Genomic DNA, 14,155 nt, shown 5'->3' with positions numbered 1-14,155 from the left:
CTAGCCGTGGTCGTGCCCGGCATGGCGCAGTTCGCGGCGCCGCTCCGCGTACCGCCACACTTCCCAGGCGACCATGAGGTTCAGCGCCGCCGCGATCACGCCCAGGGTGGTCAGCGACGACACGTGCCGGCCGATGGCGAGCATGGGCAGCAGCGCGATCGCGGTGGCCAATCGGTGCTTCTTGACCGGGTAGCCGCACCGGCACAGGAACGCGACCTGGCCGACCAGGTAGGCGATCACGCCGAGCACCAAACTGTTGATCCCGACCGTGCCCAGCGGATCGGAGAGCTGGTGACCCTCGCCGCCCGAGGCGTGCTCGAGCACCTTCTTCAGGCCGAGCGCGCCCAGCGCGATGCCGGCCACCATCGGCAGGTGCAAGTAGCTGTAGGCGTCGCGGGCCAACCGGGCCCGGTCCTCCTCCGGTGCCTGCTCCAACGCGTGCTCGGCCAAAGTGGCGCTGGTGTCGAAGTAGACGAACCACATCGCGGCGGAGACAGCCAATCCGAGCAGGCTGGCCGCCACGATCTCCCCGGACAGCGGCTGGTCGGAGACCCCGACGCCGATGGCCACGACCGACTCCCCCAGCGCGATGATCACGATCAGCCCGTGTCGCTCGGCGAAGTGGGTGGCCGAGCGCAGCCGCCACCCGGAGGCACCGCCGACCCAGGTGCCACCGAGGTCGGAGAGCAGCGCGGCCGCCCAGATCCAGGTGCGCGCGTCGCCCCCCACGCCCGCGGCGACGAACAGCAGCGTGGTGGCCGGCACCATCGCGATCGAGAAGCGCCGCAGCTGGTTGCGCAGCCCCGCGTCGCCCGCGGACAACGCCCAGAACGCGGCCAGGTGCATCAGCCGCAGCACCAGGTAGCCGACGGCCAGCGTGCACGGGGAGGACCAACCGCCGGGTGCGTCGTCGAAGGCCTCCGGGATGGCCAACGCGATCACGAACATCGCGGCCATCGCCACCAGCACGGCGAAGCGGCCGAGGCCCTCGTCGGCCTTGATCACGTTGCCCAGCCAGGCGTAGGACCCCCAGCTCCACCAGAGCAGGCCGAGCACCAACAGGCCCCGGATCACACCCTCGGGGTTGGGGTGGTGCGCCATGTAGCCGGTGACCTGGGTCAGCGCGAAGACGAACACCAGGTCGAAGAACAACTCCAGCGGTGTGCTGACCGCGCCCTCGACAACGCGCTCCATGCGCAGGCGAGGGGCCGTGGTGGTCATGGGCTCAGCCGATGCCGGAGGCCAGCTCGCGGGACCGATCGCGGGCCGCCTCCAACGCGGCAAGCAGGGCCGCACGCACGCCGTGGTTCTCCATCTCCCGAATCGCGGCGATCGTGGTACCGGCCGGCGACATCACCGCCTCGCGCAGCTTCACCGGATGCTCGCCGCTCTCCTTGAGCATCTTGGCCGAGCCCACCGCGGTCTGCACGATCAAGTGGTGGGCCACCTCGCGGGGCAACCCGAGCAGAATGCCCGCCTCGGTCATCGCCTCGACCAGGTAGAAGAAGTACGCCGGGCCGGAGCCGGACAGCGCGGTGACCGCGTCCAACTGGGCCTCCGGTACCCGGATCACCTCACCGACCGGGGCGAACAGGGCCTCGGCGGCGCGCAGGTGCTCGGCGCCGGCATGCGAGCCCGCGGAGATCGCGCTCATCGCGGCGTCCACGAACACCGCGGTGTTGGACATCACCCGCACCACCGGCACGCCGTCGCCGAGGTGACGCTCCACGAACGCGGTGGGAATGCCCGCGGCCACCGACACCACCAGTTGGTCCGGTCGCACGTCGGGACCGATCTCGGTGAGCAGCGTGCTCATGTCCTGCGGCTTGACCACGAGCACCAACATCTCGGCGTGCTTGACCGCTTCGAGGTTGCTCGGGGTAGCCACCCCGTAGCGCTCGCGCAGTTCCAGCGCGCGTTCGGGGTGGCGTTCGGTGACCACCAGGGCGTCGACCGGACGACCGGCCCGCAACAGCCCCGAGAGCAGCGCCTCGCCCATCTTGCCGCCGCCGAGCACGGCCACTCGCTGCACCATCCGCCATCCTCCTGCTGCACTGCTGCGACCTCAGCTCCGGGTGAGCACCGCCCTGGCAAAGAACGCCACGTTCGCGGGTCGCTCCGCGAGCCTACGCATGAGATAGCCGTACCACTGCGCGCCGAACGGCACATAGACCCGCACCGTCGCGCCGGTGCCCGCCAACCGGACCTGTTCGTCCGGGCGCACGCCGTGCAGCATCTGATATTCGAATTCCTCGGGTCCGCGGTCGGCGCGCGCGGCCAGGTCGGCGGCGATGCCGATCAGCCGCGGGTCGTGGGTGGCCACCATCGGGTGGCCCTGACCGGACATGAGAATCCGCAGGCAGCGCACATAGGAGCGGTCCACCTCGTCGGGGTCCTGGTAGGCGGCCGACGCGGGCTCTTGGTAAGCGCCCTTGCACAGCCGCACCCGCGAACCCGGCCCGGACAACTCCGCGCAGTCGCCCTCGGTGCGGTGCAGGTAGGCCTGCAGCACCGCCCCCACCCGGGGGAAATCCGCGCGCAGTTCACGCACCGTGCTCAGCGTGGCGTCGGTGGTGGTGTGGTCCTCCATGTCCACGGTGATCGTGGTCCCCGCGGCGTCGGCGGCCGCGCAGATCTCCCGGGCATGCTCCAACGCGAACTTGTTGCCGTCCCTACCCAGCGCCTGGCCGAGCGCGGACAGCTTCACCGAGATCTCCGCCCCGCGCGCGGTGAGGCCGGCCCGGTGCAGCGCGGCGATCACCTCCAGGCAGGAATCGCGCATGGCGATCGCGCCGGCTCGATCCAGGGTGTCCTCGCCGAGGTGATCCACGGAGACCCGCAACCCCGCCTCGATCAAGGCGCGCGCCGCGACCACGGCGTCGTCCGGGTGCTCACCCGCCACGAACCGTTTCACGATCGATCGGGTGCCCGGTGCGGCGACGATCAGCCGTTGCGCGGCGGTCGACCGGGCCGCCTTCAGGATCGCGCTGCGCATGACCGAGCTCATGCGTTAATGGTGCCGCCTCAGCGGCGGTTCGGCGCGACAATCGGCTCGGGTGGCGCCGCCAGGTGCAATCGGGTGAAGGCCAGCGCCTCCATCAGCTCGGACTCCCGCTCGACGCGGTTGGTGCACCGGCGGGTGTTCACCTCGAGCACCACGTTGCCGGTGAAGCCGCGCCGGGACAGGGCCTCCAACACCGCCGCGCAGGGTTGGTTGCCACGGCCGGGGATCAGGTGCTCGTCCTTGTTGCTGCCCGAGCCGTCGGCCAGGTGCAGGTGGCACAACCGGTCGCCGAGCAGCTCGATCATTCCCAGCGGATCGGAGTGCGAGGTGGAGGTGTGCGACAGATCCAGGGTGACGTCGGGGTAGGCGCGGTCCACGATGTCCCAGTCCGGCGCATAGGCCTGCACGGCCCGGTTGCCGGCCCGCCACGGGTACATGTTCTCCACCGCGAACGCGATGTCGGTCTCCTCGCGCATGCGGGCCAGGCCGATCTCGAAATCGCGGGCGTAGTCGCGCTGCCAGCGGAAGGGCGGGTGCACCACGACCACCCCGGCGCCGAGTTCGGCGGCCACGGCACGGGCGCGTTCCAGTTTCGGCCAGGGCTCGGTGCCCCAGACCCGCTGGGTGACCAGCAGGCAGGGCGCGTGGATCGCGGTGATCGGGATCGCGTGGTAGTCGGACAGATGGCGCAGCGCGGCCGGGTCCTGGCTGACCGGATCGACGCCCACCATCACCTCGATGCCATCGAAGCCCAGCGCGGCGGCGATCTCGAAGGCCGCCCCAGTGGACTCCGGGTACACCGAGGAGGTGGACAGGCAGACCTTGGCGTCCGGAACGCGCACGACCGCGCGCCGGGCTGCCGGGACCTCGCTCACCCGAGCAGCGTAGTTCGCTCTGATTGGTTCCACCGGCTGCGGGTGAACTGACGGGTACTCAGATGTGGCTGTCCCGGATCCAGTCCAACCGACGCAGGATGACGCCCTCACGCAGGGCCCACGGGCAGATCTCCACCTCGTCCAGGCCAAACTCCTCCATCGTCGCCTCGGCGACGATGGCGCCGGCCAGCAGTTGATGGGCGCGACCCGACGACACGCCCGGCAGCTCGGCCCGTTCGGCCACGGTCAGCCGGGACATCTTCGCCGTCCAATAACCCAGATCGACGCGGGTGAGCACACGCCGGACGTACAGACCCTCCGAACTCGGCGCGGCCCCAGCCACCCGGGCCAGTTGCTTGAAGGTCTTTGAGGTGCCCACGGCACGGTGCGGGGGAACCGGCCCGATCAGCTGCGGGGCCACCTTGCCCAGGTCCCGGCGCACGGCCTTGCGCAACGCCTCGACGAGCTCCAGATCCGGTGGGTCGCCGGGCAGCGCGGACCGGGTCAACCGGGCCGCGCCCAGCGGCAGCGAAAGAGCCACCTCGGCGTCCTCGTCCACACCGACCGCGAGCTCCAACGAACCGCCACCGATGTCCATCAGCAGCAGCCGACCGGCCGACCAGCCGAACCAACGACGCGCGGCCAGAAACGTCAACCGGGCCTCGTCCGGACCGCCGAGCACCTGCAGGTCGACCCCGGTGCGATCGCGGATCTTGGCCAGCACCGCCTCACCGTTGTCCGCATCCCGGATAGCGGAGGTGGCGAAGGACAGCATTTCCTCGGCGCCAGTGTCCTCGGCGATCCTGCGGGACTGCGCAATCACCGCGACCAGCGCGGCGACACCGGAGGGCTTGATCTTTCCCTGGGCGTCGAGCTGGTCGATCAGGCGCAGCTCGGTCTTGTGCGAATACGTCGCACTCGGCCGGGCCCCGTGGTGCGCATCCATCACCAGCAGGTGCACCGTGTTCGACCCGACGTCCAGCACGCCCAGCCGCATGAGCCAGAACCTACCCTGCAGTTGCCCCGGCGCGCGCCACGCCGGGAGATCCCCCGGAAGACATAAACTGCGCCTGTGCCCGAGGTGATGCTGGACTTTCCCCGCACATACGCGGAATTCGTCGACCCTGCCGACCCGGATCAGGTCTTCCGGGCCGACCTCACCTGGCTCACCTCCAACTGGACGTGCATCTTCGGCAACGGCTGCGGCGGCATCCAAGCCGGCCGCGCCCCGGACGGCTGCTGCACTCTCGGCGCACACTTCACCGACAAGGCCGACGAGAAGCGGGTCCGCAAGGCGGTCAAGGGAATGACCGCCGAGCAGTGGCAGTTCCGCGCCGAGGGCCACAAGGACTTCGTGGAGACCGACGATGAGGGCGCCCGTAAGACTCGCGTGCACGACGGCGCCTGCATTTTCCTCAACCGTCCCGGCTTTCCCGGTGGTGCCGGCTGTGCCCTGCACCAGCACGCCTGGCGCACCAACCGCCATCCGTTGGAGCTCAAGCCCGATGTGTGTTGGCAGCTGCCGGTGCGTCGGGCCTACCGCAAGGTGAAGCGGCCGGACGACACCAGTTACACCGAGATCACCATCGGCGAGTTCGACCGCCGCAGTTGGGGTCCCGGCGGTCACGACCTGGCCTGGTGGTGCACCGGCGCCACCGAGGCGCACGTGGGTAGCGAACCGGTCTGGGTCAGCTACGGGCCCGAACTGCGCGAGATGATGGGCGACGCCGCTTACGACGTGCTCGCCAAGCTGTGCGAGCAGCGCAGCGTGGCCGCCCATCCCGCTGGAACGTAGGAACAGCATGGAACTGCTGCACTCCGGCAAGGTCCGCGATGTCTGGGCCGACGGGGACGATCTGATCCTCCTCGCCTCCGACCGAGTGTCGGTGTACGACGTGGTACTGCCCACCCCCATCCCGGATAAGGGAGCGATCCTCACCGAGTTGTCGCTGTGGTGGTTCCGCGAGCTCGCCGGCGTGGTGCCAGACCACGTGGTGTCCGCTACCGACGTACCCGCGGAATGGGCGGGCCGGGCGATCCGCTGCCGCAAACTGAGCATGGTGCCGGTGGAGTGCGTGGCCCGCGGTTACCTGGCCGGCTCGGGGACGTCGCAGTACCAGGCCACCGGCGCGGTGAGCGGTGTACCGCTGCCCGCCGGGTTGATGGAGGGCTCGCGGCTGCCCGCGCCGATCTTCACCCCCACCACCAAGGCGCCGATCGGTGAGCACGACGAGCCGATGACCGCCGCGGACGTGGTGGACACCGTCGGCGCGGAACTCGCCGAACAATTGACCGAGGTGACGCTCGAGCTGTACCGACGCGGATCGGAGCTGGCCGCCGAGCGCGGAATTCTCGTCGCGGACACCAAAGTCGAACTGGGACTGGATTCTGACGGGGTGTTGACCCTCGGCGACGAGCTACTGACCCCCGACTCCTCTCGCTTCTGGCCGGCCGACACCTGGTCGCCGGGCGCCTCGCAGCTCAACCTGGACAAGCAGTTCGTGCGCGACTGGGCCGCGGGTACCGGCTGGGACCGCAAGCCCCCGGCACCCGAGGTACCGGCCGAGATCGTGGACGCCACCCGCCGGCGCTACATCGAGATCTACGAACGGATCACCGGCACCTCGTGGTGAACGGGACACGGTGATGAACGGGGTGATGGCCAGTCCGAACATCTGGGACTTCCCCGAGATGTACGAGGCGGAAAATCGCGCCGTCGATCCGGACGGGGTGATCTGGAACGCGATCGCGGCGCTGATCGACCAGCGCCCCCTGCTGGGCGCGGCCGACTGGGGCGACGCGCTGGACATCGGCTGCGGCAATGGTTTCCACCTGCCGGGGCTGGCCGGCCGCTGCCGCAGCGTAGTCGGCGTGGAGCCGCACCGGGGTTTGGCCGCCGCGGCCGCGCGCCGGGCAGCGATGCATCCCAACGTGACGGCACGTCAGGGAACGGCCCAGGCGCTGCCGGTGCCGGACGCCTCGATCGACCTGGCGCACGCCCGGTGGGCGTATTTCTTCGGCCCCGGCTGCGAACCGGGGCTGCGCGAGGTGGAAAGGGTGCTGCGTCGCGGCGGACTGGCAGTGGTGTTGGACCACGACGGAACGCGGTCGGAGGTGGGGCGGTGGTTCGCGGCGGGGTTGGTGGCGGACGGGCTGCGGCACGACCCGGAGACGCTGGAGTTGTTCTGGGGACGTCGGGGGTTCACCCGCAAGCCGCTGGACATCCGGTGGCACTTCGGCTCGCGGGCCGAGTTGGCCGCAGTGCTCGGGATCGAATTCCCGGCCTCGGTCGTGGCGGGCGCGTTACGCGAGGTCGACGAACGCGGCGGCGGCTGGGACGTCGACGCCGCGGTCAACCTGTGGTTCCGTCGGTTCTGACCCTGACTCCGCGCGGCGACAGGGAATTGTCGGGCCACATCGATACTGTGTTCGACATGGCGAGGTCGAGCGAAACGTACCGGTGCGCGGACTGCGGTTGGCGCAGCGCCAAGTGGGTGGGCCGCTGTGGTGGCTGCGCCGCCTGGAGCACGGTGGCCGCCGTCGCCGCGACCGTCGGCACCGTGCGCCGCACCGGCGGGCGCGTGCTGCCCCGTTCCGAGGTCCGGCAGATCGGCGAGGTCAGCGCGGTCGCCGCGCAGTCCACGCCCAGCGGCGTGGCGGAGCTGGACCGGGTCCTCGGCGGCGGCCTGGTCGCGGGCGCGGTGGTGCTGCTGGCCGGTGAGCCCGGCGTGGGCAAGTCGACACTGCTGCTCGAGGTCGCCTCCCAGCTCGCCCGCACCGGGGTGGACGTGCTCTACGTGACCGGCGAGGAGTCCGCGGCTCAGGTCCGGCTGCGCGCCGAACGGGTGGACGCGGTGGTGCCGCACCTGTATCTGGCCGCGGAGACTGACCTCGCCGCAGTCGCCGCCCATGTGGAAACCGTCAACCCGGCGCTGCTTATCGTCGACTCGGTGCAGACCATCGCCACTACCGACGCGGACGGCAGTGCCGGTGGGGTCACCCAGCTGCGCGAGGTGTCCGCCGGGCTGGTCCGGTTGGCCAAGGACCGCGGGATGACCACAGTCCTGGTCGGCCACGTCACCAAGGACGGCGCGATCGCCGGTCCGCGGGTGCTCGAGCACCTGGTCGACGTGGTGCTGCAGTTCGAGGGCGAACGCGGCGGCCGGCTGCGCATGGTGCGCGGGGTGAAGAACCGCTACGGCCCGGCCGACGAGGTCGCCTGCTTCGAGCTCACCGACGACGGCATCGTCGGGCTCACCGACCCCAGCGGCCTGTTCCTCTCCCGGGTATCGGTGCCGGTGCCCGGTCAGTCGGTGACGGTGACCATGGAGGGCCGCCGCGCCCTGGTGGTGGAACTGCAGGCGCTGGTAGCGCCCACGTCGGGCAACGCCCCGCGGCGCACCAGCGCCGGGTTGGAATCCGCCCGGGTGGCGCTGATCCTGGCGGTGCTGGAACGCCGCGCCGGCATCCGGTTGTTCGACAAGGACGTCTACACCTCCACCGTCGGTGGAGTGCGGCTGACCGACCCAACGGCAGATTTGGCCTTGGCGTTGGCAGTGGCCAGCGCGGAAACTGACGAGCCGTTGCCCGCGGATCTGATCGCACTCGGCGAACTCGGCCTGACCGGCGAGATTCGCCCGGTGCGCGGCATGGCAGTCCGGTTGGCCGAGGCCGCCCGGCTGGGCTTTCGCCGCGCGCTGGTACCGCCCGGCGCGGGCGTGGCGGCGCCCGGCGGCATGGTGCTACGCGAAGTCTCCAACCTGGCCATGGCCTGGGCCGCGGCCACCGCGAAGGCCCCGCCACCCCAGTTGCGCACGCTGCATCCAGTGTCCTGACCCCGACATTCCCTAAACCTGCAGGTGGGGGCTCTAGACTCGCCCTACGTTCAAGCCTGACGGGGGATCCGTGTCCGCGATGGAACGGGATCAATCCGCAGCCGAGCAAGAAGCTCTGCTGCGGGCCACCCTGGCTGCGGTGGCGCCGGGCACTACCCTGCGGGAGGGCCTGGAACGCATCCTGCGCGGGCACACCGGCGCGCTGATCGTGCTCGGTCACGACAAGACCGTCGAGTCCATGTGCACCGGTGGTTTCGTGCTCGACGTGGAGTTCTCCGCCACCCGCCTGCGGGAGCTGGCCAAGATGGACGGCGCGATCGTGCTGGACCGCGACGCCACCAAGATCATGCGCGCGGCCGTGCATCTGATGCCGGACTCCTCGATCCCCACGAACGAGTCCGGTACCCGACACCGCACCGCCGACCGGGTGTCCCGGCAGGTGGACCTGCCGGTGATCTCGGTGAGCCAGTCGATGAACCTGATCGCGCTCTACGTGAGCGGATACCGGCACGTGTTGGAGGACTCCGGCGGCATCCTGGCCCGGGCCAACCAGGCGCTGGCCACCCTCGAGCGCTACAAGTTGCGGCTGGACGAGGTGGCGGGCACGCTGTCCGCGCTGGAGATCGAGGACCTGGTCACCATCCGCGACGTCGCCGCGGTCGCCCAGCGGCTGGAGATGGTGCGCCGCATCGCGGGCGAGATCGCCGGCTACGTGCTCGAGTTGGGCACCGACGGACGCCTGCTGTCCTTGCAGTTGGACGAGCTGATCTCCGGGGTGGACCCGGATCGAGAACTGGTCGCTCGGGATTACCTGCCCACGCCCAGCGGACGTCGCCCGTACACGGTGCCCGCGGCCTTGGCCGCGTTGGACAACCTGTCCGGCGGGGACCTGCTGGACCTGACCACCGTGGCCAGAGCGCTGGGGCACCCCGGCTCGGTGGACGCGCTGGAGTCCGCGGTCAGCCCCCGCGGCTACCGGCTACTGGCCAAGGTGCCGCGGCTGCCGCAGCCGGTCATCGACCGACTGGTGGAGCACTTCGGCGGCCTGCAGAAGCTGCTCGCCGCGGGCATTGACGACCTACAGGCGGTGGACGGTGTCGGGGAGACCCGGGCACGCTCGGTGCGTGAGGGACTGTCCCGACTGGCCGAGTCATCGATCCTGGAACGCTACGTCTGACGCTGCCTCAGCTGCGGCCGGCGGCTACTTGACCTGGAACACCACGCGCTTGTGCGGCTTCACGCCGCCCGCGGAGCCGTCCAACACGTAGTACCCGGGTTTGGCGCTCGCCTCGCCCTTCGGGCAGCCCGGCGCCGAACGCACCTTGCCCCACACCGAACGGGCCCACAGTTCCTGGCCCGGCTTGAGCAGGCGGATGTCGTGCTCGCCCTTGCCCTGGCAGTCGTCGGAGGACCAGATGCGGTCCTTGCCCGAGGTGATGACGAACGACAGCGCCTTGGAGCCGAGGTCGACCTGGCACGGCGCCGGGCCCATGTTCTTCACCCCGATGAACAGCTTGGGCATCGTCTTGCCGGAGTACTGCACGGCGTCCGCCTTGAGGCTCACCGCGAGCGCCGCGGCGTCACACGCGACGGGCTTCACGGCCTGCGCGATCGCGGCGGCCTTCGCGGTGGGCAGTGCGTTGTCGCTCGGCACCGGCATCGTGGTGCCGGTCATCGCAACGCTGTCGCTGAAGCCGGGCACGAAACCCTCCGGCACCTCATACGGCAGACCGGTCGCGGTAGCGGTCGGCGTCGGGGTCGGCGTGTAGGTCGACACGATCGGCACGCTGAGCTGTTCGGAGACGTTCTTGATGTCCGGCGGACTCCCGCCCGCGCAGGCTTTCAACCCGAAGCCCATCAATGCCGCGGCGGCAACCGCGAGGATCCCGCGCCGGCGCCAGTAGACGCTGCCGGGGCGGTGGCTGGTGTGACCGGTGAGACTCATAGCGTTGGTCACGTTAGGTTGCAGCCGCCGCGCAAACACGGAGGCGCGCCGAACCCGGGAGTAGCGCTGAGCAGGGACAACGTCAACGCGGCCACATTGGTCGAGGCGATTACCTCGTGGTACCGCCGGCATGCCCGAGAGTTACCTTGGCGCGCCCCACAGATCGACGGCTGGGCCGTGTTGGTCAGCGAGGTGATGCTGCAGCAGACCCCGGTTGCCAGGGTGCTGCCCGCCTGGGAAGCGTGGCTGCAGCGATGGCCGACGCCGAAAGACATGGCGACCGCGAGCCCTGGCGATGCCGTGCTGGCCTGGGGCCGACTCGGCTATCCACGACGTGCGCTGCGACTGCGCGAAGCAGCAGTCGCCATCACCGAACAACACAACGGCGTGGTACCGGACGACATCGAGCAACTGCGCGCCCTGCCCGGCGTCGGCGAGTACACCGCCGCCGCGGTCGCCTCGTTTGCCCACCGCCAACGCCACATCGTGCTGGACACCAATGTTCGCCGGGTCCTGGAGCGCATCGAAAGTGGCCGAGAACTCCCACCGAACTCACTGACCAAAGCCGAGCGCAAACGAGCAGCGATCCTGCTCCCCGACGACCCCGAAGCCGCCGCCACCTGGAACGTGGCCGCCATGGAACTCGGCGCCCTGGTCTGCACGGCGACAAACCCGCGCTGCGGGTTGTGCCCGGTGCGCGAGCGCTGCGCCTGGCTGGCCGCCGGCAAACCCGCCGGGGAGGTACCCCGCAGGGTGCAGACCTACGCCGGCACCGACCGCCAGGTCCGCGGCCGCCTGCTCGCCGCACTCCGCGACGCGGCACCGGAACCGGTGCCCACGGCCGCGTTGGACGCGTGCTGGAACGAGCCGTTGCAGCGCGCGCGAGCGCTGGACAGCCTGGTCGCCGACGGCCTCGTCGACCCGTTGCCCGACGGCAGCTTCACCCTCCCCCAAAACCCGTAACGTCCGAAGAACAGTGTCCGGGTACCCACAGTTCTTCGGACGCAACGGGGGTGGGCATGCACGAGGGCCGCCACCGGTGTCGGTGACGGCCCTCGAGTTCGGCGTTCAGTCGTTCTGGTTGAGCTCCACCGGCGGCGAGTCCGGCATCTCCATTGGCTTGGGCTCGCCGCGGAAGGTGAAGGTGGGGTTCTCGCCCTCGTTCTCCACGTCGACCACGACGATCTGACCCGGCCTCAGCTCGGAGTACAGGATCTTCTCGCTCAACGCGTCCTCGACGTCGCGCTGGATCGCGCGGCGCAGCGGACGGGCGCCGAGCACCGGGTCGAAGCCGCGCTTGGCGAGCAGGGCCTTGGCCGCGGGCGTGACCTCGACGGCCATGTCCTTGTCCTTCATCCGATCGTCCAGCTTGGCGATCATCAGGTCGACGATCTGGATGATCTCGTCCTGGGACAACTGGTGGAACACCACGATGTCGTCCACGCGGTTGAGGAACTCCGGGCGGAAGTGCTGCTTGAGCTCGTCCTGGACCTTGTTCTTCATCCGCTCGTAGTCGGTCTGGGCGTTGCCGTCGGCGGCGAAGCCGAGGTTGATGCCCTTGGAGATGTCCCGGGTACCGAGGTTCGTGGTCATGATGATCACGGTGTTCTTGAAGTCGACCACCCGGCCCTGGGCGTCGGTCAAACGTCCGTCCTCCAGGATCTGCAGGAGGGAGTTGAAGATGTCCGGGTGGGCTTTCTCCACCTCATCGAACAACACGACGGAGAACGGCTTGCGGCGCACCTTTTCGGTGAGCTGGCCACCTTCTTCGTAGCCCACGTATCCCGGCGGGGAACCGAACAGCCGGGACACCGTGTGCTTCTCGGAGAACTCGGACATGTCCAGTGCGATCAGCGAATCCTCGTCGCCGAACAGGAACTCGGCCAGCGTCTTGGACAGCTCGGTCTTACCGACACCGGACGGGCCGGCGAAGATGAACGAGCCGCCCGGCCGCTTCGGGTCCTTCAGACCGGCCCGGGTGCGCCGGATCGCCTGGGACAGCGCCTTGATCGCTTCCTTCTGACCGATGACGCGCTTGTGCAGCTCGTCCTCCATGCGGAGCAGCCGCGCGGACTCCTCCTCGGTCAGTTTGAACACCGGGATACCGGTCGCTGTGGACAGCACCTCGGCGATCAGTTCCTCGTCGACCTCGGCGACGACGTCCATGTCGCCGGCCTTCCACTCCTTCTCCCGCTGCGACTTCTCCCCGAGCAACTGCTTCTCGGTGTCGCGCAGGGCGGCGGCCTTCTCGAAGTCCTGCGCATCGATCGCGGACTCCTTGTCCCGACGCACGCCGGCGATCTTCTCGTCGAACTCGCGCAGGTCCGGCGGAGCGGTCATCCGCCGGATACGCATCCGGGACCCGGCCTCGTCGATCAGGTCGATGGCCTTGTCCGGCAGGAACCGGTCGGAGATGTAGCGGTCGGCCAGGGTGGCCGCGGCGACCAGCGCACCGTCGGTGATGGACACCCGGTGGTGTGCCTCGTAGCGGTCGCGCAGGCCTTTGAGGATCTCGATGGTGTGCGACAGCGACGGCTCGGCGACCTGGATGGGCTGGAAGCGGCGCTCCAACGCTGCGTCCTTCTCCAAGTGCTTGCGGTACTCGTCCAGCGTGGTGGCACCGATGGTCTGCAGCTCGCCGCGGGCCAGCATCGGCTTGAGGATGGACGCGGCGTCAATAGCGCCCTCGGCGGCACCGGCACCGACCAGGGTGTGCAGCTCGTCGATGAACAGGATGATGTCGCCGCGGGTGCGGATCTCCTTGAGGACCTTCTTCAGCCGCTCCTCGAAGTCACCGCGGTAGCGGGAGCCGGCCACCAATGCGCCGAGGTCGAGGGTGTAGAGCTGCTTGTCCTTCAGCGTCTCGGGCACCTCGCCGCGGATGATCTTCTGCGCCAGGCCCTCGACCACCGCGGTCTTGCCGACGCCGGGCTCGCCGATCAGCACCGGGTTGTTCTTGGTGCGTCGGGAGAGCACCTGCATGACCCGCTCGATTTCCTTCTCGCGTCCGATCACCGGGTCGAGCTTGGACTCGCGGGCGGCCTGGGTCAGGTTGCGACCGAACTGGTCGAGCACCAGTGACGTGGACGGGGTGCCTTCGGCGGCGCCACCGGCGCCGGCGGCGGGCTCCTTGCCCTGGTAGCCGGAGAGCAACTGGATGACCTGCTGGCGGACCCGGTTCAGGTCGGCGCCGAGCTTCACCAGCACCTGGGCGGCGACGCCCTCGCCCTCGCGGATCAGGCCGAGCAGGATGTGCTCGGTGCCGATGTAGTTGTGGCCCAGCTGCAGCGCCTCGCGCAGCGACAGCTCGAGCACCTTCTTGGCGCGGGGGGTGAAGGGAATGTGCCCGCTCGGGGCCTGCTGGCCCTGTCCGATGATCTCTTCGACCTGTTGGCGGACGGCCTCCAGCGAGATGCCGAGGCTCTCCAGCGCCTTGGCGGCTACGCCCTCACCCTCATGGATGAGTCCGAGCAGGATGTGCTCGGTGCCGATGTAG

General features: G+C 69.6%; 13 protein-coding genes. 6 read left to right on the top strand and 7 right to left on the bottom strand.

Annotated features, from left to right (window positions below):
• From VGJ14_10685 to VGJ14_10665, 5 genes are read right to left on the bottom strand one after another with little or no spacing between them, the layout of a single operon-like run.
• Entirely contained in the window at positions 1-1,221 is a 1,221-nt protein-coding gene (locus VGJ14_10685) for a low temperature requirement protein A (protein HEY2832880.1), read from the bottom strand.
• Positions 1,222-1,225: 4 nt separating this feature from the next.
• Entirely contained in the window at positions 1,226-2,035 is an 810-nt protein-coding gene (proC, locus tag VGJ14_10680; protein ID HEY2832879.1) for a pyrroline-5-carboxylate reductase, read from the bottom strand.
• A 30-nt stretch (positions 2,036-2,065) separates the two neighbouring features.
• The gene (locus VGJ14_10675; protein HEY2832878.1) at positions 2,066-3,007 is read right to left on the bottom strand and encodes a proline dehydrogenase family protein; all 942 of its coding nucleotides are present in this window, start codon (positions 3,005-3,007) and stop codon (positions 2,066-2,068) included.
• A gap of 17 nt (positions 3,008-3,024) precedes the next feature.
• Positions 3,025-3,879: a sugar phosphate isomerase/epimerase gene (locus VGJ14_10670; GenBank protein ID HEY2832877.1), complete on the bottom strand. Its 855-nt coding sequence runs from the start codon at positions 3,877-3,879 to the stop codon at positions 3,025-3,027.
• A gap of 58 nt (positions 3,880-3,937) precedes the next feature.
• Positions 3,938-4,876, bottom strand: coding sequence for a Ppx/GppA phosphatase family protein (locus VGJ14_10665; GenBank protein HEY2832876.1), 939 nt, complete (start codon positions 4,874-4,876; stop codon positions 3,938-3,940).
• Between the two features lie 75 nt (positions 4,877-4,951).
• Here VGJ14_10665 and VGJ14_10660 point away from each other — a divergent pair, with 75 nt between their 5' ends.
• The 5 genes from VGJ14_10660 to disA all read left to right on the top strand — a co-directional run bounded on the left by VGJ14_10660 (position 4,952) and on the right by disA (position 9,891).
• Positions 4,952-5,674 carry a hypothetical protein gene (locus VGJ14_10660; protein ID HEY2832875.1) on the top strand — a complete coding sequence of 241 codons (723 nt, stop codon included), beginning with the start codon at positions 4,952-4,954 and terminating at the stop codon, positions 5,672-5,674.
• A gap of 7 nt (positions 5,675-5,681) precedes the next feature.
• Complete coding sequence (locus VGJ14_10655) at positions 5,682-6,512, top strand: phosphoribosylaminoimidazolesuccinocarboxamide synthase (GenBank protein HEY2832874.1); 831 nt, start codon at positions 5,682-5,684, stop codon at positions 6,510-6,512.
• Between the two features lie 25 nt (positions 6,513-6,537).
• On the top strand, positions 6,538-7,257 hold the full coding sequence (locus tag VGJ14_10650) for a class I SAM-dependent methyltransferase (protein ID HEY2832873.1): 720 nt from the start codon (positions 6,538-6,540) through the stop codon (positions 7,255-7,257).
• Positions 7,258-7,313: 56 nt separating this feature from the next.
• On the top strand, positions 7,314-8,714 hold the full coding sequence (radA, locus tag VGJ14_10645; GenBank protein HEY2832872.1) for a DNA repair protein RadA: 1,401 nt from the start codon (positions 7,314-7,316) through the stop codon (positions 8,712-8,714).
• Between the two features lie 79 nt (positions 8,715-8,793).
• Positions 8,794-9,891 carry a DNA integrity scanning diadenylate cyclase DisA gene (disA, locus tag VGJ14_10640; protein ID HEY2832871.1) on the top strand — a complete coding sequence of 366 codons (1,098 nt, stop codon included), beginning with the start codon at positions 8,794-8,796 and terminating at the stop codon, positions 9,889-9,891.
• Positions 9,892-9,915: 24 nt separating this feature from the next.
• Here the strand turns inward: disA and VGJ14_10635 are convergent, their stop codons facing one another.
• Positions 9,916-10,659 carry a hypothetical protein gene (locus VGJ14_10635; protein ID HEY2832870.1) on the bottom strand — a complete coding sequence of 248 codons (744 nt, stop codon included), beginning with the start codon at positions 10,657-10,659 and terminating at the stop codon, positions 9,916-9,918.
• A gap of 18 nt (positions 10,660-10,677) precedes the next feature.
• Between VGJ14_10635 and VGJ14_10630 the strand changes: the two genes are divergently transcribed.
• Positions 10,678-11,622: an A/G-specific adenine glycosylase gene (locus tag VGJ14_10630; protein HEY2832869.1), complete on the top strand. Its 945-nt coding sequence runs from the start codon at positions 10,678-10,680 to the stop codon at positions 11,620-11,622.
• Positions 11,623-11,727: 105 nt separating this feature from the next.
• On the opposite strand, the gene VGJ14_10625 is transcribed toward VGJ14_10630, so the two are convergent.
• Positions 11,728-14,155, bottom strand: a 2,428-nt coding sequence (locus VGJ14_10625; GenBank protein ID HEY2832868.1) for an ATP-dependent Clp protease ATP-binding subunit, incomplete at its 5' end; no start/stop codon positions are given.

The organism is Sporichthyaceae bacterium, assembly GCA_036493475.1.
GTDB lineage: Bacteria > Actinomycetota > Actinomycetes > Sporichthyales > Sporichthyaceae > DASQPJ01.
This window is presented reverse-complemented; position numbering and strand designations above follow the sequence as displayed.

Excerpts from the sequence above, each read along its gene's own strand:
- VGJ14_10685 (HEY2832880.1), bottom strand. The coding sequence starts at position 1,221 with ATGACCACCACGGCCCCTCGCCTGCGCATGGAGCGCGTTGTCGAGGGC.
- proC (HEY2832879.1), bottom strand. The coding sequence starts at position 2,035 with ATGGTGCAGCGAGTGGCCGTGCTCGGCGGCGGCAAGATGGGCGAGGCG.
- VGJ14_10675 (HEY2832878.1), bottom strand. The coding sequence starts at position 3,007 with ATGAGCTCGGTCATGCGCAGCGCGATCCTGAAGGCGGCCCGGTCGACC.
- VGJ14_10665 (HEY2832876.1), bottom strand. The coding sequence starts at position 4,876 with ATGCGGCTGGGCGTGCTGGACGTCGGGTCGAACACGGTGCACCTGCTG.
- VGJ14_10655 (HEY2832874.1), top strand. The coding sequence starts at position 5,682 with ATGGAACTGCTGCACTCCGGCAAGGTCCGCGATGTCTGGGCCGACGGG.
- VGJ14_10650 (HEY2832873.1), top strand. The coding sequence starts at position 6,538 with ATGGCCAGTCCGAACATCTGGGACTTCCCCGAGATGTACGAGGCGGAA.
- radA (HEY2832872.1), top strand. The coding sequence starts at position 7,314 with ATGGCGAGGTCGAGCGAAACGTACCGGTGCGCGGACTGCGGTTGGCGC.
- disA (HEY2832871.1), top strand. The coding sequence starts at position 8,794 with ATGGAACGGGATCAATCCGCAGCCGAGCAAGAAGCTCTGCTGCGGGCC.
- VGJ14_10635 (HEY2832870.1), bottom strand. The coding sequence starts at position 10,659 with ATGAGTCTCACCGGTCACACCAGCCACCGCCCCGGCAGCGTCTACTGG.